Source organism: Catenulispora sp. GP43, assembly GCF_041260665.1.
Lineage (GTDB): Bacteria > Actinomycetota > Actinomycetes > Streptomycetales > Catenulisporaceae > Catenulispora.
In genome coordinates this window covers 272710-291298 of record NZ_JBGCCT010000007.1, presented here as the reverse complement: position 1 = coordinate 291298, position 18589 = coordinate 272710, and the positions used below count along the sequence as shown (strand labels likewise).

The following is an 18589-nucleotide window of genomic DNA, read 5'->3' as shown; positions in this document are numbered from 1 at the left end:
GGTTCCGCCGTTTACGTTTCAGGGCCTGTTCGGCCGGACGATCGGTCGCATCCGGGTCCGCCTACGGCCTACCCAGGGCCGGCGCGGTCATGCCGCTCCGGCCCCGCGCGGGCGGATCGCTGCCGGGCCGTCTGGGCCGTCTGGGCCGTACGCCGTCTAGGCCGTCTGGGCCGCCGACGCTTCCAGGCCCGCGACGTCCACCGGGGGCAGGTCCTTGATCTGGTCCTTGGTCAGGCCCACGGACACCCCGTCGGCGTCGATCCCGATCACGTCCCGGATCGGGATGGCGACCCGCTTGCGCCCCCACAGGTGCCCCTCGTCCAGCAGCACATGGGACACCTCGCTGTCCGGCGGGACCACCGCCAGGCCCTGCACCCGCCCGATCTCACCGCCCTCGGCGTGCACACGCTCCCCGCGCCGCACGCCGACCTCGCCGGCCGGGAGGTGCTCCACGGTCGTGGCCGCGAGCTGCGGGTCCACGCCGGGGACGAAGCCGGTCAGCGCGGTCGGGGTCATCACCAGGCCGTACAGCGGCCAGGCCAGGACGCGCTCGCCGCGGGCCGGGCCGACGGCCTCGATCTCGGGCATGAAGTACGTCCGGACCGCCGGTTCGAACTCGTCGAAGCGGGCCCGCGTGCAGTTCAGGTCGACGCCCTCCGGCCCGGGGATGGCGATGTGCACCGGCACCAGGCGGCCCTGCGAGCTGTCGTCGTCGGGCTGCACGACCAGGTGGGTGAGCTTGTCGGCCACCGGGTCGACGACCACGAACGCCACCTCGCCGCATTCCTCCCCGGCGCACCGGACGCGGCTGCCTATCACGTATTCGAGGGTGTCCTGCATCTCGCAAATCCTCTCGATCGTCGGTAGCTACCACGTATGTCCCGGACCGCAAGAGGCAAACAGGCCTCGATGGAGGACCGGTCCCGCACGTCGGCGTTGTGAACGTACTGACACGGTGAGTAGCCTTGCCATCCCGAACGTCCCTATCTTCCGCTCCGCAGGGGATGGACCGATGGATCCCGATATCCGGCTGCTCGGCGGGCTGACCGTGCACCACCGCGGCACTCCGCTCCCCCTGGACGGCCAGCGCCGGCTGTGCCTGCTGGCCGTCCTGGTGCTCAACCACGGCCGCACGATCTTCCGCGGCGACCTGGCCGAATGGGCCTGGCCCTCCTCGCCGCCGGACACCGTCGACCGGCAGATCGCGAACTATGTCTCGGCCCTGCGAAAGGCCCTGGAGCCGATCGAGGACCGGGTGCGGCTGGTTGCCCGACGCCCCGGCTACACCGCGCTGACCGACCCCGGGCTGATCGACGCCGAGCGGTTCGGCGTGCTGCTGGGCCGGGCGCGCGACGCCCGCGCCGGGCAGGAGCACCAGATCGCGGCGCAGCGGCTGAGGGAGGCGCTAGGCCTGTGGCGCGGCCGTCCGCTCGACGGGCTCGACACCCCCTATCTGCGGCACCGCGCCGCCGAGCTGGGGCGTCAGCGCCGGGACGCGGCGATGCTGCTGGCCGAGATCGAGCTGGAGACGGGCCGGCCCGCGGAGGCCGCGGCGGTCCTGCGCGACGTGGCGGCGATCCGGCCCGACGATGAGGCCACGGCGTTGGAGGGGCTCGGCGCGATTCTGGTGCGGCGCGGCCGGATCCAGGAGGGCGAGGAGCACCTTCGTCGAGCCCTGAGTCTGTATCTGGGACTGGGTCTGCACCCCGAGGCCCGGCGGATTCGCGGTGGCGAGGAGGCGGTTGTAGCGCAGGATCAGGATTTGGTCGGGGCATTCCTGGAATACGAGATCGTGGTGCGCTGAATCAGCTTCCCGGCTCGGCACCCGGCGTGCTCGCGCCCGCCGTGCTCCCGCCCGCCATGCTCGCGCCCGCAAGCCGCGCCAGCTCCCACGGATCGTGCGCCGCGAACACCGCGACCTCGTCCCCGTGCAGCCGCACCAGTTCCCGCAGCCGCGCGTGGTTGGCCATCCGCAGCGGGCGGTCGACCTCCGTGATCTGCTGCAGGATGTCCATGCCCGGGTGGCCGCGCGGGCGGTCGGGGTCGATCTCGGTGTGGAAGTAGTACGCGTCGCCGCAGTGCAGGAGCCAGCGGTCGGCGGCCCTGACGGCCACCGCGCTGTGGCCGGCGGTGTGGCCGCCGAGCGGGATCAGGGCGATGTCGGCGTTCAGGCCCTCCAGGGGCCGGACCGTGTCGAAGCCGAACCAGGACTCGCCGACCGTGGGCGTGTAGGTCTGCCAGAGCGGCTGGTGCGCCCAGTGCGCCGGACGGTAGCGGACGCGGTCTTCGGGGTGGCTGCCGGTGCCGGCCAGCGCGGTGCGCTGCTCGGCGTCCAGGACGTGGATGCGGGCGTCGGGGAAGTCGGGCAGGCCGCCGGAGTGGTCGATGTCGAGGTGGGTCAGGACGATGTGCCGCACGTCGCCCGCGTCGTATCCCAGGGCCTTGACCTGGTGCAGCGCGGTCTCTTCCAGTTCGAGTACCGGCTGCGCGCGGCCGATGAACTCCTGGCTCAGGGTGCGCTGCGGGTCGGCGACGTCGGCGGTGCCCAGGCCGGTGTCGACCAGGACCAGGCCGTCGGCCTCGGTCTCGATCAGCAGGCAGTGGCAGACCGCGGGCAGGCTGGATCCGGCTTCGTCCTCGATGGCGCGCATCGATCCGCAGTTGATGTGGTGGATTCGCATGCGTCTACACTGCGACTTGAAGCGCGCTTGAGGTCAAGCACGCGCGGGGAGGAGGGCCCATGGCCGAGACGGCGTTGGACATCGGCGAGGTCGTGGCGCACACCGGGCTGGCGCCGTCGGCACTGCGGTTCTACGAACAGCGCGGCCTGATCGCCTCGTCCGGGCGCAACGGTTTGCGGCGCACGTACCACGCAGACGTCCTGGATCGCTTGGCCCTCATCGGCTGCGCCCGCGAGGCCGGCTTCGGCATCGCCGAGATCGCGCGGTTCCTCGCCGCCGGGCCGGGAGACGAGGACTTGCGCGATCGGATGGCGGCGAAGGCCGACGAGTTGGACGTGCTGATCGCGCGCCTGACGCGCATGCGGTCCGGGCTGCGGCACGCGGTGGAGTGCGATCACGAGCCGTTGGTCGCGTGCCCGGAGTTCAAGCAGACGCTGAACGCTGGTGGTTAGCCCACCGAATCGCCACCTCAGCCTCCGTTGGGCGTGTTCGCCGGCGCAGGCGCGAGAGCCGTGAAGCGGTAGATGTAGCCGCCGTCCTTCCCCGAGGCGGTGATGTAGGCGTTCTGCGTGCCGGGCTGGATCGCGACGTGGGTCACGTTCGGCGCGTCGCCGGGAACCACCACGTGGCCGATCTGCACGCCGTCCGGGTCGAACTCCAGCACCTCGCTGCCGCCGTACACGGCCATGTAGATGTTCCCGGCGCCGTCGATGGTCAGCGAGTCGGTGAAGGCGGAGGCGCCCAGGCCCAGGTAGGCGACGGTGTGCACGACGTTCTCCAGAGTCGTCGAGGCCGGCGAGGAGAACCCGGGGCCGATGTGGTCGAGCCGGCCGGCCAGGTCCTCGTCGACCCACACGCCGTCCAGCTTCCCGGTGAGCACGATCCCGTTCGGATGCACCAGGCCCGTGGCGGCCACGCTCGGCCTGCCGGTCGCCGGACGCAGCAGGACGCGTCCGGTCGGTGCGCCGGGGTGCCCTTGTAGTCGGCGATGTACATGTCGCCGTTCGGGGCGATCGTCAGATCGTCCGGGACGATCGACTGGCCGCCGACCCGGTCCAGCACGGTCCTCAGCTGCCGGGTGGCCGGGTCGAACGTGACGATCCGCCCCCGCAGGTCGCACAGGTACATGGCGCCGCCGGGGGCGAAGCCGACGCAGTTGAGCATCGTGGTCTGGCCCGGGGCGTTCGCGTACAGCGTGCTGACCTGGTCCGTGGCGAGGTCCATCGTCATCAGCATGGGCTGGTTCGGCGCGGCGGTGGTGTCGACGAAGTAGAACGCGCACTTGCTGTCGAAGGCCGCGCCCTCCAGGCTCGTGCCGAACGGGCCGGGCTGCGGATCGGCCACCTTGGCGACCAGCGTCGCGGTGGTGAGCGACGCGGACGGCGAGGATGAGGACCCTGATGTGGCCAGCGCCTCGCCGCTCGCGGACACCGTGGTCACGGCCGCGACGGCGGCGAGCAGGGCGATGATGCGGTTCGTCTTCATGGCACGCAACTATGCCCGAGCCCTGATTTGCATACGAAGTATTTCGCCTGTATCCGGCGTGTACGCCCCCGGCATACCGTTCCGTGAGCTCAAGGCGTGATCGGCGACGGAACGACGGAAACGGAACGGCGGTGCGGCATGGACCTGGTGACCTCGGCGGCCCGAGTCCTGATCGGCCTGGTGTTCCTGGCGGCGGTGGTGGACAAGGCCCGCGATGTGCGGGGCTTCGCGCTGGCCGTGGTCCTGGACGCGGGCTTCCTCGCGGTGATCGTCAGGGTGCTGCGGAGCGGGACGTCGGCCGCGTGCATGTGCTTCGGCGGCACGCAGCGGGAGTTCGGAATCCGGCACGTGGCGCGCGACGTGCTGCTCGGCGCGGTCGCGCTGATCGGGCTGGCGGGGACGGCGGGAGCGCACCAGGAGGGCGGCGCAGGTGTCTCGGCACCCGCATGGGCCTTGAGCGCAGTGACGGGTGTGCTCGGTGCCGGGGTACTGGTCCTCCTCGACGAGATCGTCGACCTCTACGCCGGATGACGGAGCCTGGGCCCACGGCGCGGCGCCAGGATCCGGTGCACGTCCACCCCCGGATCGCCGCCCCCGACGATCTGCCCGCGCTGAGCGTGCCGATCGCCGATCCCGCCTCGCATGTGTGGCAGAGCTCTGATCCTCGCGTGGCGAGCGTCGACCCGGTCACCGGCGCGGTGCACGCACGCCGACCAGGCACGGCGACCATCTCGGTCTCCTCGGGCGGCGTCGGCGGGTCGGTGACGGTGACGGTGACGGTGACCAAGTCCTGACCCTTCGGGGCGCGCTCACCCTTGAAGCAGAGCCCGTATCCGCTCCCGAATCTCCTCATCGCCGCGCAGCTGCTCGATGTCGTGGACGCCGATCGGGAAACGTTCGTCCTGATCGGCGAAGGCGCGGAGCTTCTCGGCCGTGCTCGGCGGCAGTGGGGCCAGGGCGGTGAGGGCGCTGAGGGCGTCGAGGGCGCGGCCGCGGGTTATCGGCGAGTTGGTGCCGTCGAGGGTGGCAAGGAGTCGGTCGGCGAGTTCTTCGCGGCGCGGGCCGGACCAGGGGCCGTCGGGGTCGATGGCGAGCAGGGCTTGGGTGGCGGCCGGGCAGGATGCGGGTTCGGACAGGGCCGCTTCGAGTGCGGGGGCGAGGTCGCGGGCTGCGGGGCCGAGTTCGGCGGCGAGGTCGGCGGCGGTGGCGACGGTCCAGGCCGTGAAGAGTTCGCCGGCCAGGGCGAGGGTGGCGCGCAGGACGTCGATCGCGTCGTCGGGGTCGCCGGTCAGCTGCCAGAGCGCGCGGCCGAGTTTCATGCGCGCCTGGTGCGCCGGCAGGCTCGGTGTCGGGACCGCTATGGCCCGCAGTGCTTGGCGGAGCAACGGGATCAGGCTGTCGGCGTGGTCCGGGAGCTCGGTCGCGGCTTCGGCGACGACGGCGCGGTCGTCGGGGTTCTTGGTCGGCGTGGTGAGACCGAAGTGGACGGCGGCCAGGAGCGGGGCCGGATCCTGTGTCAGGGCACGAATGGCCTGGGCGGCGGCCAGGCGCGCGCGGACGGCGTCGCCTTCCTCGGCGGTCGCCGCGACACGGCGCAGCATCGCCATGCCCTCCAGCGACAGCAGATGGATCGCGGCCAGGGCCGGGGCGGCGACGGTGGGCCTGATGGCGAGCAGCCGGACCAGTTCGGGGACGGCCGGGGCCGCGTGGTCGCCCCAGCCGGTGAGGATCCCGGCGAGGCGGCCGGGTTCGCTGCGGTCCCGGACGGCGGCGAAGGGGTTGTCGGGCTCGGCCGGCGGATCGTTCTCGGCATCGCAGATCTCGGCCAGGCGCTGGCGGATCGCGGCGAGGAGGTCTGTGTCAAAGGGTATTCCGATACCGGATGCGGCGATGACGTTGAGGGTATGCGGCCGGTCGGTGAGCGCGAGGGCGAGCAGAGCGGGGACGGCCGGATCGTTCCAGCGGGCGAGGCAAGCGAGGGCGTCGTCGGCGAGCAGGGAGTCGGCGGCGGCGAGTAAGGCATCGTCGGCGGCGGCCAAAGCAACGAGGCGGTCGCGGGCTGTGGGCGGGCCGATCAGTTCGAGCAGTCCGACGACGCGGCGCGCGAGATCAGGGCGGGCAACGGTTTCGGCCAGCAGGCGGGCAAGTGGTTCGGCCAACAAGGCAGGCGCGCTGCGGTAGGAGACGATGAGCCATCGCGCGGTGGACAGATAGCTGTCGACAGATTCCGCGGGCCCATCACCGATCCGATCCAAGGCCTCGGTCAACAACTCGACCGCAGCGCGCGCCCCCAAACGCTCGGCCAAAGCGCTGATGACCTGATCGAACAACTCCCCCTCATCGTTCCAACACCAAAGCTCGGAATCCGCGGGAATCGGCGTCAGCGCAGCCTCTCGCACCCGCTCGTCCACCGGCCGCCCGGCGCGTATCCACGCCAGAGCGCAGCTGACCGTCAGCAGCGGGTCGTCCGACACCACCTCATCAGCCAAGTCCGCAGCCTTCTCGGCGTCCACGCGCATCATCGCGTGCAGCGCCTCGGCGTCGCCATGCCAGTGCTCGAGTATCAGTGACCGCACACGCTGCCGCTCCCCCGCGTGCACAAGCACGAACTGCGCCGCTGCGCGCGCCTCGGCCTCGCGATCGTCCAGCAGCCCGGCGACGACCTCGACCTGCGCGGCGACCGCCGAGCGCACGGCGGCGGGGTCCTCGACGCCGCGCGGGTCCCTGCTGGCCGCGATGTCGCCGAGCAGGCGCAGCACCCGCGGGGTCTGCGTGCCGGCCGCGCCTGAGGCGGCGATCGCGGCCAGGAATGGGACGGCCGGGACCGTCGCGGGGTAGACCGAGCCCTGGTGCCAGATGGTGCCGTACAGCTCGTACACCGCTTCCTCAGCCTGCTCGGCGTCGCCGCCGGCGAGGGTCCGCAGCAGCTCGGGGACGTCGCCGGCCGGGCCGTAGGCGTGCTCCAAGGAGTCCCAGGCGACATCGTCGAGGCCGGCGAGGGCGGGGATGTCCAACGTCATGAGCGGATGATGTCAGAAGGCGGCGACATCTCTCCCGGTCCAGGCCGATGGTGCGCACGACGGTGGTGCCGTCGGCCCGAACACGGTGTGGCGCGGTTCACGCGCCGACAACCTGTCCATATCATCACTGTCCATCACCGCTTTCTCAGCGGGGGTTCCACAAAGGAGTGCAATGCAACAGGTGAAGGCAGTAATCGCACGTGCCAAGGGCGCGCCGGTCGAGATCGTCACGATCACCGTCCCGGACCCCGGTCCCGGCGAGGCCGTGGTCCGGGTCCAGACCTGCGGCGTGTGCCACACCGACCTGCATTACCGGGAGGGCGGCATCAACGACGAGTTCCCGTTCCTGCTGGGGCACGAGGCCTCCGGCGTCGTCGAGGCCGTCGGGCCCGGCGTGACCGAGGTGGAGCCCGGCGACTTCGTCGTGCTGAACTGGCGCGCGGTGTGCGGCCAGTGCCGGGCCTGCCGCCGCGGTGAGCCCTGGTACTGCTTCGCCACACACAACGCCAAGCAGAAGATGACGCTCGAGGACGGCACGGAGCTGACTCCGGCCCTGGGCATCGGGGCGTTCGCCGAGAAGACGCTGGTGGCGGCCGGCCAGTGCACGAAGGTGGACCCGAGTGCGCGTCCGGCGGCGGTCGGGCTGCTCGGCTGCGGGGTGATGGCGGGCATCGGCGCGGCCGTGAACACCGGCGGCGTCACGCGCGGCAAGTCCGTGGCGGTGATCGGCTGTGGCGGGGTCGGCGTGGCCGCCGTCGCGGGCTCGGCCCTGGCCGGCGCCGATCCGATCATCGCAGTGGACATCGACGCCAAGAAGCTCGACGCCGCCACCCGGCTCGGCGCCACCCACACCGTCGACTCCTCGGCCACCGACCCGGTCGCCGCGATCCAGGAGCTGACCGGCGGCTTCGGCGCGGACGTGGTGATCGAGGCGGTCGGCCGCCCGGAGACCTGGAAGCAGGCGTTCTACGCGCGCGACCTGGCCGGCACCGTGGTGCTGGTGGGCGTGCCGACCCCGCAGATGAAGCTGCCGGACCTGCCGCTGATCGACGTGTTCGGCCGCGGCGGCGCGCTGAAGTCCAGCTGGTACGGCGACTGCCTGCCCAGCCGCGACTTCCCGACGCTGGTCGACCTGTACCTGCGCGGCAAGCTCGACCTCGACGCCTTCGTCAGCGAGGAGATCGGCCTGGGCGACGTCGAGGCGGCCTTCGACCGCATGCACAGCGGCGAGGTGCTGCGCTCGGTGGTGATCCTGTGACGGCGGTCCGCGTCGACCACGGCGTCACCTCGGGCACCTTCTCCCTGGACGGGCAGACCTTCGACGTCGACAACAACGTCTGGGTCGTGGGCGACGAGACGGAGTGCGTGGTCATCGACGCCCCGCACTCGGTCGAGAGCATCCTCGCCGTCGTCGGCGAACGGCGGGTGCTGGGCATCGTGTGCACCCACGCGCACGACGACCACGTCCGCGTCGCCCCGGCCCTGCGCGAGCGCACCGGCGCCCCGATCCTGCTGCACCCTGACGACCGCCCGCTGTGGGAACTCACGCATGGCGGGCCCGACGACCCGGAAGCCACCCTGTGGGACGCGGATCTGAGCGACGGTCAGACGCTCACTGTCGGAGACATCACGCTGCAGGTGCTGCACACGCCGGGGCACGCGCCCGGCGCCGTCTGCTTGTACGCGCCCGACCTCGGGTGCGTGTTCACCGGCGACACCCTGTTCCAGGGCGGGCCGGGGGCGACGGGGCGTTCGTACAGCGACCGGCCGACGTTGGAGGACTCGATCCGCGCCAAGCTGTTCGCGCTGCCCGACGAGACGGTCGTGCACACCGGGCACGGTGCGGACACGACGATCGGGGCGGAGCGCGAGCACGGGTTCTGACCGGCTACCCGCGAACGGCCCGCAGGCGCTAGCGTCGGGGTATGGATTCCGGGGACCAGATCACAGTGGAGATGCGGCTCGCGGCGATCGAGGAGAAGCTCGACCGGCTGCTGGCGCACCTCGGCCTGGACGGCGACGGTCCGGCAACGGCCGTGCCGGGGCGAACCGAAGCACAGGCGAATACTGAGGCACAGGTCAGCGCCCTGATCCTGGCGGGCAAGAAGATCCAGGCGATCAAGGCCTACCGCGAGGCCACCGGCCAGGGGTTGAAGGACGCGAAGGACGCGGTCGAGTTCATGGAGCGGAGCATGCGGGCCAACGGGGGCCGGCGGTAGGGGTCACCCCCGTCACCGCTCCACCGGCGGCCCGCTCGGCAGCTCCAGCTCGAACCACACCACCTTCCCGTGCCGCGTGATCCTGCTCCCCCACCGGTGCGCCAGCTCGTCCACCAGCCGGATCCCGCGTCCGCTCTCCTCGTACTCCGTGAACCCGCGTACGGTCGGGGCGCGGGGATCGGAGTCGGCGACCTCGACGGTGAGCGTGCGGTCGCAGAACAGCCGCAGCTGGCGGGGGCGGCCGGAGTGCGTGAGCGCGTTCGTCACCAGTTCGCTGACCAGGAGTTCGGCCAGGTCGATGAGGCCGGACAGGCCCCACTCGCGGAGCTTGCCGCGGGTGAAGATGCGGGCCTGGCCCGCCATGCGGCGGTCGCCGGACAGGGCCAGGGTGGCGACGCGGTCGCCGGTCAGGGTCACCGTCCTGGCCATGATCAGCGCGACGTCGTCCTCGGCGCCGCCGGGGACCAGGGCGGCCAGCACCGCGTCGCAGGCCTCCTCCAGCGGCCGGCCGCGCTGAGCCAGGGCCTGGCGCAGCAGGCCGATGCCCTCGTCGAGGTCGCGGCCGCGGCGCTCGACCAGACCGTCGGTGTACATCGCCATCACGCTGTGCTCGGGCAGCACGAACTCCACGCTCTCGAACGGGACGCCGCCGACGCCCAGCGGCGGGCCCGGCGGGACGTGGAGCACGGTGGTGGTGCCGTCGGGGGCCACGATCACCGGCGGGAGGTGCCCGGCCGAGGCGATCACGCCGGAGCGCTCCACCGGGTCGTAGACCGCGCACACGCAGGTCGCGAACTGGTCCTCGCCGCTGCTGGCGGCGGTCGCGTCCAGGCGGGTCAGCACCTGTTCGGGCTCCATGTCCAAGGTGGCCAGGGTCCGGGCCACCGTGCGCAGCTGGCCCATGGTGGCCGCGGCCCGGATACCGTGCCCCATCACGTCGCCGACCAGCAGCGCGACCCTGCCGCAGGACAGCGGGACCACGTCGAACCAGTCGCCGCCGACCTCGCTGACCCGGCTGCTCGGCAGATAGCGGTGGGCGATCTCCATGCCGATCGTGTGGTGCACGTTCTGCGGCAGCAGGCTGCGCTGCAAGGTCAGCGCGGTTCTGCGTTCCCTGCGATACAGGCGCGCGTTGTCCATGCACAGCGCCGCGCGCGCCGCCAGTTCCTCGGCCAGCGCCACGTCGGCGCGGCCGAAGGGCTCGCGGTCCTGCATGCGGATGAACTCCGCGCCGCCGAGCACGATGCCGCGGGCCAGCAGCGGCACCATCAGGTAGGAGTGGATGCCGGCGGCCAGTCCGCCGGCCACGCGTTCCGGGGAGGTGGCGAGCGCGGCCAGCGATTCCTCGTCGACGATGGGGATGACCATGGGGCGTCCGCTGCGCAGGCTCCGGGCGTAGCCCTTGGACGCGTCGCGGGTGGAGGTCTTCCCGACGGCGTCGGCGACCTCTGTCAGTCCCGAGGGGAACGACTCGGCGACGGCGACGGCCTGCACGACCACCGGCTCGCCCGGCGGCGGCAGTCCCGGCTCGTCGCCGCGCATCACCGAGGCCAGCAGGTCGACGGTCGCGAAGTCGGCGAAGCGGGGCAGCACCACTTCGATGAGTTCCTCGGCGGTGCGCTGCAGGTCCAGCGTGGTCCCGATGCGCACGCTGGCGTCGTTGAGCAGCGCCAGCCGGCCCTGCGCCGCGTTGGCCTGGCGCAGCGTCTCCTGCCGGGCCAGGGCGGTCTCGCGCTCGCTCTGGAAGAGCAGGGCGTTGTCGAACGCGGTGGCGGCCCGGGCGATCAGCTCCTCGCCGAGGGTGATGTCCTGGTCGTCGAAGGGCTCGCGTTCGGCCCTGCGGGCGTAGGACACGAAGCCGAGCACGGCGCCGCGCGCCACCAGCGGGGACACCCGCACGGTCTGGGCCTGGCGGGCGTAGAAGGTGCTCAGCCGGCCGGACGGCTTGGCGATGATCGAGGGCATCTGCGACGGGGCGACCACGACGGTCTGGCGCAGCCGCATGGCGTCGGCGTACGGGGAGTCCGTGTCCAGGCGTTGCAGCTGCCCGATCGGCACGTCGTCGTAGGGGAAGTCGTCGCTGTCCGCGTCGAAGGCCACCCGGCGCACCACGAAGGCATCCGGCTCGGTCCGCATCGCGGCCGGTCCGTGCCGGGACTGTTGTTCCAGGACGTGGACGCCGCACACGTCGGCGATCTCCGGGACCATCGCCTTGACCAGTTCCCGGGCCGCCTGCCGGACGTCCAGCGTGGCGCCGATGGCGGCGCTGGCCTCGGCCAGCAGCGCCAGCCGCCGCCGGGCCCGGACGGCCTGCTCCTCGGCCGCGTGACGCTCGGTGACGTCGATGACGGTGGAGCTGACGCCGAACACGTGCCCGGAGGCGTCCTGGAGCCGGGAGTACCAGGCCGACCAGGTGTGGTCGTGCACGGCCTGGCCGTGTTCGGCGTCGCCGTCGGCCGGGCCCGCCCAGCGGGCGTCGACGATCGGCACGCCGGTGGCGAGCACCTGCCGGATCTGCGCCTCGATCCGGGCGCCCTCCTCGCCGGGCAGCACGTCGCGGACCTTGCGCCCGAGGTGTTCGGCGACCGGGATCCCGTGCGTGGCCGCCAGGGCCGAGTTGACCTGGACGAAGCGCATGCGGGTGTCGTAGACGGCCATCCCGACCGGCGACTGGCTGAAGAAGCTGTCGAGCACGGCCAGGTCGGCCTCGACCGAGCGGACCGCGCGCACGTCCACCGCGGTGGCCAGCACCATCGGCGGCGGGCTGCCGGCGTCGACGCGGTAGGTGTGCATCTCCAGCTCGGCGATGCTGCCGTTCTTGTGGCGTACCGGGAAGACGCCGGTCCAATCCTCGCCGCGCAGGATGCCCTCGTAGATGGTCAGGATGTCGGCCCGGTACTCCGGGGCTGCCAGCAGGTCGATCGCGTAGCGCCCCTCGGCGTCGGCGGCGGAATAGCCGAGCATCGCCTCGGCGGCAGCGCTCCAATGGACGATGCGGCCGTCGGCCTCCAGCAGTGCGGTGGCCACGCCCACGACAGGATGGCGCCGGGGCGGCTGGTTCTGCTCCACGCTCCGGGCGTTCACCCCTACAGGGTCCCTCAGATGGCGGCCCGAACGCGAGTCGGACCGGGTTCGGGCAGTGCGCCGCAGCGGTCCCTCCTTGATGATGGGAAGGTGCAGGTCCTGATCATCGTCGGGGGGCGGGGGCGATGAGAGCTGACGACCTGCCCGCTGACGAACTGCCTTCGGACGACCTGTCCTCGAGCGACCTGTCCTCGGGCGACCTTTCTTCGGGGGAGGACGAGCCCCGGCTGGCCGTGGCCCGCCTGAACTGGGCCAACCGGCAGATCGAGGCCGTGGAGACGGCCGACCGGCTGCTCGCCGGACTCACCGCTCCGCAGGACGTGCTGGGCGTCCTGCTGGCCAAGCTGTCGGCGCTGCTCAACATGGACCGGCTCCGGGACTGCCCACCGATCATCGACGCGGCCTGGGCGCTGATCCAGGAGCACGGCGCCCGGCCGGCCGACGTCGGGGAATTCCACGCGGTCGCGGCGTTCTTCTCCTATCGCCGGGGCTCCCTGGAACGCTGCATCACCGACCTGGTGCGCGGCGCGCAGGCCCTGGAGGCCACGACCGCCGACCGGCGCGCGGTCCGGCCCTGGATCTCGATGGCCGTCACCTATTCGCTGATCGGCTTCCACCGGCACGCGGTCGCGGCGCAGCGGCATGCCGAGGACATAGCCCGGTTCGGCACCGCCGAGGACCGCCGGCTCACGGCGCACCCGGAGATCCGCGTCCGGCAGGCGGTGTTCCTGGACCAGCGCGGCGAGACCGGTGCCGCCAAGGCGGTGCTCGGCGACCTGGTCGACCGGCTGAACGCCTCGGACCTGATCGCGATCGAGGTCCCCTATCTGGGGTACGCGATGGCGCGGTACGCGGTCCTGGGCGGGAGCTACGAAGGAGACCCACGGCGTTTGCTGCGCCTGCGTCATCAGGAGTTCCCGGAAAGCGTCGAGCTGTCCCGGCTCGGCGACGCCGCGCTGCACATCGTGGAGGGCCGGCCACAGCACGCGCTCGATCTGCTCGGCGACGCCCGGACGGCGCAGACCCGCCTGGGCCGCGCCGAGGTGCCGCGGCTGAAGGCCCTGGCGTACATAGCCTGCGGCGACCACGCGGCCGCGCACGCCGCCGACCGGGAGGTGACCTACCTGTTGGCGCGCGCCAGCGACCAGGTCTACGACCTGTTCGTCGACGGCATCACCGCGCGTCTGGACTTCGACGAACTGCGCCGCAACGTCAGCCGCTACGCCGACGAGGCGCAGACCGATCCCCTGACCAGCCTGCCGAACCGGCGGCATCTGGAACGCTACGTCGCGGATCTGACCGCGCGCGGCGGGTCCGGAGTGCTGGGCGTCGCCGACCTGGACGGGTTCAAAGAGGTGAACACGGTCCACGGCCACCTGGTCGGCGACGAGGTGCTGCAACAGGTGGCGGCGGTGCTGTCGCGCACGCTGCGCGCCGGAGACTTCTTGGCGCGCTACGGCGGCGACGAGTTCGTGATCGTGCTTCCGGGCACGGCGCTGGCCGAGTCGGCCGAGGTGGTCGCGCGGCTGACCGCGGCGGTCGCGGCCCACGACTGGGCCGATCTGGCGCCCGGCACGCCGGTGTCGCTGACGATGGGGCTGACGGCGCTGGCGGGGCAGGGGCTGGCGGAGGCGTTCCGGGAGGCGGACCTGCTGATGCTCAAGGCCAAGGGGAAGCAGGGGGCGCGGGGTTAGCCGGGCTGTCGCCGGACCCTCATCGGCCCACTTGCCCTCCCCATGCATACCGGGTATCTATATAGCCGTGACCCGCAACCATACCGAGTATGTACGGACGTGATGTCGTGTCCGTCAAACACTCCCTGCTGGCCGTCCTGGCCGGCGGCGACCGCTACGGATACCAGCTGCGTGCCGAGTTCGAGGAGCGCACCGGGGCGACCTGGCCGTTGAACATCGGGCAGGTGTACACGACCTTGAACCGTCTGGAGCGCGACGGTCTGGTCGAGCCTGCCGGGCAGGACGCCGCGAACCACGTCTTCTACCGCATCACCGTGGCCGGCCGGGCCGAGCTGTTCGCCTGGTTCGCACGGCCGGTGACGCGGGCCGAGCGGCCCCGGGACGAGCTGGCGGTGAAGCTGGCGCTGGCGGTCACGGTGGCCGGGGTCGACGTGGCCGCGATCGTGCACGGTCAGCGCAAGCACGCGCTGGCGGCGTTGCAGGACTACACGCGGGTCAAGGCGCGGCTGGATGCCGGGGAACTGGCCGCCGCGCTGGTGCTGGAATCGATGATCTTCCAGTGCGAAGCCGAGATCCGGTGGCTGGACCACGTCCAGGCCCGGGTGCTGCGACACGCACAGCAGGGCCGGGCCACCGGGCCCGCAGATCAGACCGGCACCGGGGCCGGGCGCGGCGACAGCGCACCGGCTAATGCCACCAAGGAGGGGAAAACCACATGAGCAGCACAGCGATTCTGGAACTACGCAAGGTCACCCGGACCCACGGCAAAGGCCCCGCCGAGGTACACGCGCTACGCGGTGTGGACCTGACCGTGCAGGCCGGGGAACTGGTGGCGGTGATGGGCCCGTCCGGCTCAGGCAAGTCCACACTGCTGTCACTGGCCGGCGGCCTGGACACCCCCTCCAGCGGCGACATACTGGTCGAGCAGACACCGCTGGCCTCCCAGTCCAAGGCACAGCTCGCCGCGATCCGGCGGCGCTCGGTCGGCTACGTCTTCCAGGACTACAACCTGATTCCAGCGCTGACCGCCGCCGAAAACGTGGCCCTGCCCCGGGAACTGGACGGCATCCCAGCCCGCAAAGCACGACAGGAAGCCCTTACCGCACTGGGGGAAGTGGGGCTACAGGCCGAGGCGGACCGGTTCCCCGACGAGATGTCCGGTGGCCAACAGCAGCGGGTGGCCATCGCCAGGGCGCTGATCGGACAGCGGCGCCTGATCCTCACCGATGAACCCACCGGCGCGTTGGACACCGAGACCGGCGAGGCGGTGCTGCGCCTACTGCGCAAACGCTGCGACGAAGGCGCCGCCGGCGTCCTGGTCACCCACGAGGCCCGACACGCCGCCTGGGCCGACCGCATCGTGTTCATCCGCGACGGCCTCATCGTCGACGAATCCGCACCATCGCAGCGTCCTGAGGACCTGCTGGTCGGCGGCGAGGCCCAGGCATGAGCAGCTGGGGACTGGCACTGCGGGTGGCCCGCCGGGAGGCGTGGCGAAACAAGAAACGCTCAGCCCTGGTGGTGGCGATGCTCGCACTACCGGTCGCCGGCGCCTCAGCAGCCGACACACTGTGGCACAGCTCGCAGATCACGGCCGAACAAAAGGCCGTCTGGCAGATGGGCAGCTACGACGCCCTCGTCACCGACGTCGGCATCGCAACGTACCAGACCCCTGATTCGAACAGGTCCGGACCGGTACAGGACGCGTCCGGGAACACCCCGCCGCCGCTGCGCACGGGGCCGGCGAGCGTGGCCGATCTGGCCGCGCTACTGCCCGCCGGGTCGCACGTCGGCCGGCCGGAGTCGCTGTACGGATCGCAGGTGCAGATCGTCAACGACTCGGGCCGGGCGTGGGGGCAGCTGGAGGACGCCGACCTCGCTGATCCGAAGCTGGCCGGCACCGTCGACCGGGTCGCCGGCGCCGCGCCGGCCTCCGCCGACGAGATCGCGCTGAGCAGCGCGCTGGCCGGGCAGCTGCACAAGGGGGTCGGCGACACCGTCGCCGTCCGTCCCTCCGAGTCCGACAGCGGCACGATCCCGCAGCCGAAGCCCATGCGCGTGACCGGGATATACAACAGCAGGCAGAATCCCTACGACACCATCGTTTTCGCCCAGCCCGGGGTGCTGGCCTCGCAGAAGTCCTCCGGCCAGACGGCCTTCCCCATCGCGGTGTCCGGCGGCGTCGGCTGGGATCTGACAAAGCGTCTGAACGCGCAGGGCTTCCTCGTGACCTCCAAACTGCTTCTGGCCGATCCGCCGCCCCGGTCGCAGGTCCCGTACTACACGGCCTTTCCCGACGGCGGATTCAGCGGCGGCAGTGACAAGTCGACGCTGGCCGTGCTCGTGATCGCGTTGTCCATCGTGTTGCTGGAAGTGGTGCTGCTGGCCGGGCCGGCGTTCGCCGTGAGCGCGCGCCGCAGACGCCGGGACTTCGGCCTGCTCGGCGCGGCCGGCGCGGACAGCCGGCGGCTGCGCCGGATCGTGCTCGCCGACGGCGTGGTCCTCGGCGCGGCCGGCGGCGTGATCGGCACGGTGGCCGGCATCGCGGGCGCGGCGGCGGTCCTGCCGTGGTTCGGGCACTACTCGCAGCAGGCGCTGGGCGGGTTCCGGCTCAAGCCGCTGGAGCTGCTGGCCGCGGCGGCGGTCGGCGTCCTCACCGGGCTGGCGGCGGCGGTGGCCCCGGCCATCGCGACCGCGCGCCAGGACGTCCTGGTCGCGCTGACCGGACGGCGCGGACAGTCGGCCCCACCGTGGAAGCTGCCGCTGATCGGGCTGGTCGGCGCGCTGCTGGGCACGGCCCTAATCCTGTTCGGGGCGTGGCACCACGGCAACGCGGTCATCGTCGCGGCCGGGGTGTTCCTGGCCGAGCTGGGCCTGGTGGCCTGCACGCCGGTGCTGGTGGCGTGGTCGGGCAGACTGGCCCGGCTGCTCCCGCTGACCGGCCGGCTGGCGCTGCGCGACGGCGCCCGCAACCGCGGCCGCACCGCACCGGCGGTGGCCGCGATCATGGCCGCCGTGGCCGGGGCCACGACGGTGGCCATGGTCATCAACTCCGACGACGCGCAGCAGCGGCACTACTACACCAGCCAGCTGCGCGCGGGGCAGGCCGTGGCCTCGCTCGACGGCGGCGCGACCAGCGTCACCCCGGCGGCGGCCGACCGTCTGCTCGGGCAGATCAGCACGGTGCTGCCGACCAGGCAGGCCGCGATCCTGCAGGGCGTCGGCTACGGGGACGGCCAGACGCAGCCCGCGACACCGGACGTGGTCCGCACACCGGAGAACATGTGCCCGGAGAATCTGAACGGTGCGGCGATAGCCAAGGATCCGCGCTGTAGCTCGCACGGCGGGTCGGAGCAGTTCGATACAGGTGCCGCACGGGTGGTGTCAGGCGGCCCCGAGCTGCTGCGAGTACTGCTGGACCGTACGGATCCGGCTGCCGAGGCGACGCTGGCGGCGGGCGGCGCGGTCGTCTTCGACAAGTACGACCTGGCCGACAGCGGGCCGAAGCCGACCGTCGAGATCGCCGTCAACGCGAGCTGCCAACAGCAGCAGACGTGCCCCGGGCCCACCGCGAAAACCACGCTGCCCGCGGCGTTCGTGGACAGCCCGCGCTGGGACGTGTCGGTCGTGGTGGCGCCGGGCACGTTGAGCAAGCTCGGGGTCACGTTCACGCCGATGGCCCTGCTGTTCGACACCACGCGCATGCCGACCTCTCAGGAGGAGCAACACGCCGACAACCTCGTCGGGGCGGCGGGAATCCAGCAGCGGTTCTACGTCGAGCGCGGCTACCAGAGCCAGACGTGGGTGGGCCTGCTCGCCCTCGCGGCGGTGGCCGGGGTGGTGATGCTTGGCGCGGCGGCGGTGGCCACCGGTCTGGCCATCACCGACGCCCAGGCCGACCTGGAGACGCTGGCCGCGATCGGCGCGCGCCCCCGGGTCCGGCGGCTGCTGGCCGGCTCGCAGGCCGCGGTCACCGCGGGGCTGGGGGCGGTGCTGGGCGTGGCGTTCGGGCTGCTGCCGGCGATCGGGATCATCGAGGCCGGCGCCCAGCAGATCGCGGCGAATCCGAACAACACGCTGAACGCGCAGCAGACGCAGTTCGCGCCGCCCTGGCTGTACCTCGGCGCGGTGGTCGTGGCGCTGCCGGTGCTGGCGGCGGTCGGGGCCGCCGGGTTCACGCGGTCGCGGATCGAGATGCGGCGGCGGCGCGGGTGAGGTGGGGCGGCGGCTGCTGAACGCCAGGCGGCGGCCGCCGCACATCCGAGTACGGCCGCTCCGTACCGGCGGCGAGGCGAAGCCCCTGGCAGCTCAGGAAGCCCCTGGCAGCTCAGTCTGCCGGGGGCATCGCTATTCGCCGCACTTCCCGGCGGTCTTGGCGGCGGCGTCGCAGAAGGTTCCGCCGGCGA

The 18589-nt window shown here is 72.1% G+C and carries 18 protein-coding genes; 13 read left to right on the top strand and 5 right to left on the bottom strand.

The annotated features are described in order from the left end of the window. Nucleotides 1-156: 156 nt before the first annotated feature. Complete coding sequence (locus ABH926_RS17125; RefSeq protein ID WP_370366602.1) at nt 157-840, bottom strand: hypothetical protein; 684 nt, start codon at nt 838-840, stop codon at nt 157-159. A 172-nt stretch (nt 841-1012) separates the two neighbouring features. Between ABH926_RS17125 and ABH926_RS17120 the strand changes: the two genes are divergently transcribed. Next, nucleotides 1013-1804 (top strand): BTAD domain-containing putative transcriptional regulator, encoded by a 792-nt coding sequence (locus ABH926_RS17120; protein ID WP_370366601.1) that lies wholly within the window; start codon nt 1013-1015, stop codon nt 1802-1804. Between the two features lies 1 nt (nt 1805). Here ABH926_RS17120 and ABH926_RS17115 read toward each other — a convergent pair whose 3' ends face one another. After that, nucleotides 1806-2681, bottom strand: coding sequence for an MBL fold metallo-hydrolase (locus tag ABH926_RS17115; protein WP_370366600.1), 876 nt, complete (start codon nt 2679-2681; stop codon nt 1806-1808). Nucleotides 2682-2740: 59 nt separating this feature from the next. On the opposite strand from ABH926_RS17115, the gene ABH926_RS17110 reads away from it, so the two are divergent. Further along, the gene (locus ABH926_RS17110; protein ID WP_370366599.1) at nt 2741-3133 is read left to right on the top strand and encodes a MerR family transcriptional regulator; all 393 of its coding nucleotides are present in this window, start codon (nt 2741-2743) and stop codon (nt 3131-3133) included. Nucleotides 3134-3150: 17 nt separating this feature from the next. On the opposite strand, the gene ABH926_RS17105 is transcribed toward ABH926_RS17110, so the two are convergent. After that, entirely contained in the window at nt 3151-3597 is a 447-nt protein-coding gene (locus ABH926_RS17105) for an SMP-30/gluconolactonase/LRE family protein (protein WP_370366598.1), read from the bottom strand. A 72-nt stretch (nt 3598-3669) separates the two neighbouring features. Here ABH926_RS17105 and ABH926_RS17100 point away from each other — a divergent pair, with 72 nt between their 5' ends. From ABH926_RS17100 to ABH926_RS17085, 4 genes are read left to right on the top strand one after another with little or no spacing between them, the layout of a single operon-like run. Next, nucleotides 3670-3954 carry a hypothetical protein gene (locus ABH926_RS17100; protein WP_370366597.1) on the top strand — a complete coding sequence of 95 codons (285 nt, stop codon included), beginning with the start codon at nt 3670-3672 and terminating at the stop codon, nt 3952-3954. 9 nt (nt 3955-3963) lie between these two features. Continuing rightward, nucleotides 3964-4266, top strand: a complete 303-nt coding sequence (locus ABH926_RS17095) for a hypothetical protein (protein WP_370366596.1) — start codon at nt 3964-3966, stop codon at nt 4264-4266. Between the two features lie 38 nt (nt 4267-4304). Then, nucleotides 4305-4697: a MauE/DoxX family redox-associated membrane protein gene (locus ABH926_RS17090; protein ID WP_370366595.1), complete on the top strand. Its 393-nt coding sequence runs from the start codon at nt 4305-4307 to the stop codon at nt 4695-4697. Then, a complete protein-coding gene (locus ABH926_RS17085) occupies nt 4694-4960 on the top strand; it encodes an Ig domain-containing protein (RefSeq protein WP_370366594.1) in 267 nt (88 codons plus the stop codon). The genes ABH926_RS17090 and ABH926_RS17085 overlap by 4 nt, the downstream gene beginning before the upstream one ends. 15 nt (nt 4961-4975) lie before the next feature. Here the strand turns inward: ABH926_RS17085 and ABH926_RS17080 are convergent, their stop codons facing one another. Further along, nucleotides 4976-7186 carry a hypothetical protein gene (locus ABH926_RS17080; protein WP_370366593.1) on the bottom strand — a complete coding sequence of 737 codons (2211 nt, stop codon included), beginning with the start codon at nt 7184-7186 and terminating at the stop codon, nt 4976-4978. Between the two features lie 172 nt (nt 7187-7358). Here ABH926_RS17080 and ABH926_RS17075 point away from each other — a divergent pair, with 172 nt between their 5' ends. From ABH926_RS17075 to ABH926_RS17065, 3 genes are read left to right on the top strand one after another with little or no spacing between them, the layout of a single operon-like run. Continuing rightward, nucleotides 7359-8444 carry an S-(hydroxymethyl)mycothiol dehydrogenase gene (locus tag ABH926_RS17075; protein WP_370366592.1) on the top strand — a complete coding sequence of 362 codons (1086 nt, stop codon included), beginning with the start codon at nt 7359-7361 and terminating at the stop codon, nt 8442-8444. Next, nucleotides 8441-9070, top strand: coding sequence for an MBL fold metallo-hydrolase (locus ABH926_RS17070; protein WP_370366591.1), 630 nt, complete (start codon nt 8441-8443; stop codon nt 9068-9070). Before ABH926_RS17075 ends, ABH926_RS17070 begins: the two co-directional genes overlap by 4 nt. Before the next feature lie 41 nt (nt 9071-9111). After that, nucleotides 9112-9405 (top strand): ribosomal protein L7/L12, encoded by a 294-nt coding sequence (locus ABH926_RS17065; protein WP_370366589.1) that lies wholly within the window; start codon nt 9112-9114, stop codon nt 9403-9405. A 12-nt stretch (nt 9406-9417) separates the two neighbouring features. On the opposite strand, the gene ABH926_RS17060 is transcribed toward ABH926_RS17065, so the two are convergent. Continuing rightward, nucleotides 9418-12489: a SpoIIE family protein phosphatase gene (locus tag ABH926_RS17060; protein ID WP_370366588.1), complete on the bottom strand. Its 3072-nt coding sequence runs from the start codon at nt 12487-12489 to the stop codon at nt 9418-9420. A gap of 125 nt (nt 12490-12614) precedes the next feature. Here ABH926_RS17060 and ABH926_RS17055 point away from each other — a divergent pair, with 125 nt between their 5' ends. The 4 genes from ABH926_RS17055 to ABH926_RS17040 all read left to right on the top strand — a co-directional run bounded on the left by ABH926_RS17055 (nt 12615) and on the right by ABH926_RS17040 (nt 18398). Continuing rightward, nucleotides 12615-14183, top strand: coding sequence for a GGDEF domain-containing protein (locus tag ABH926_RS17055; RefSeq protein WP_370366587.1), 1569 nt, complete (start codon nt 12615-12617; stop codon nt 14181-14183). Between the two features lie 107 nt (nt 14184-14290). Next, nucleotides 14291-14902, top strand: coding sequence for a PadR family transcriptional regulator (locus ABH926_RS17050; RefSeq protein WP_370366727.1), 612 nt, complete (start codon nt 14291-14293; stop codon nt 14900-14902). Next, nucleotides 14899-15633, top strand: coding sequence for an ABC transporter ATP-binding protein (locus ABH926_RS17045; RefSeq protein WP_370366586.1), 735 nt, complete (start codon nt 14899-14901; stop codon nt 15631-15633). The genes ABH926_RS17050 and ABH926_RS17045 overlap by 4 nt, the downstream gene beginning before the upstream one ends. Then, nucleotides 15630-18398: an FtsX-like permease family protein gene (locus ABH926_RS17040; protein ID WP_370366585.1), complete on the top strand. Its 2769-nt coding sequence runs from the start codon at nt 15630-15632 to the stop codon at nt 18396-18398. The genes ABH926_RS17045 and ABH926_RS17040 overlap by 4 nt, the downstream gene beginning before the upstream one ends. The last annotated feature ends 191 nt before the right edge of the window (nt 18399-18589 follow it).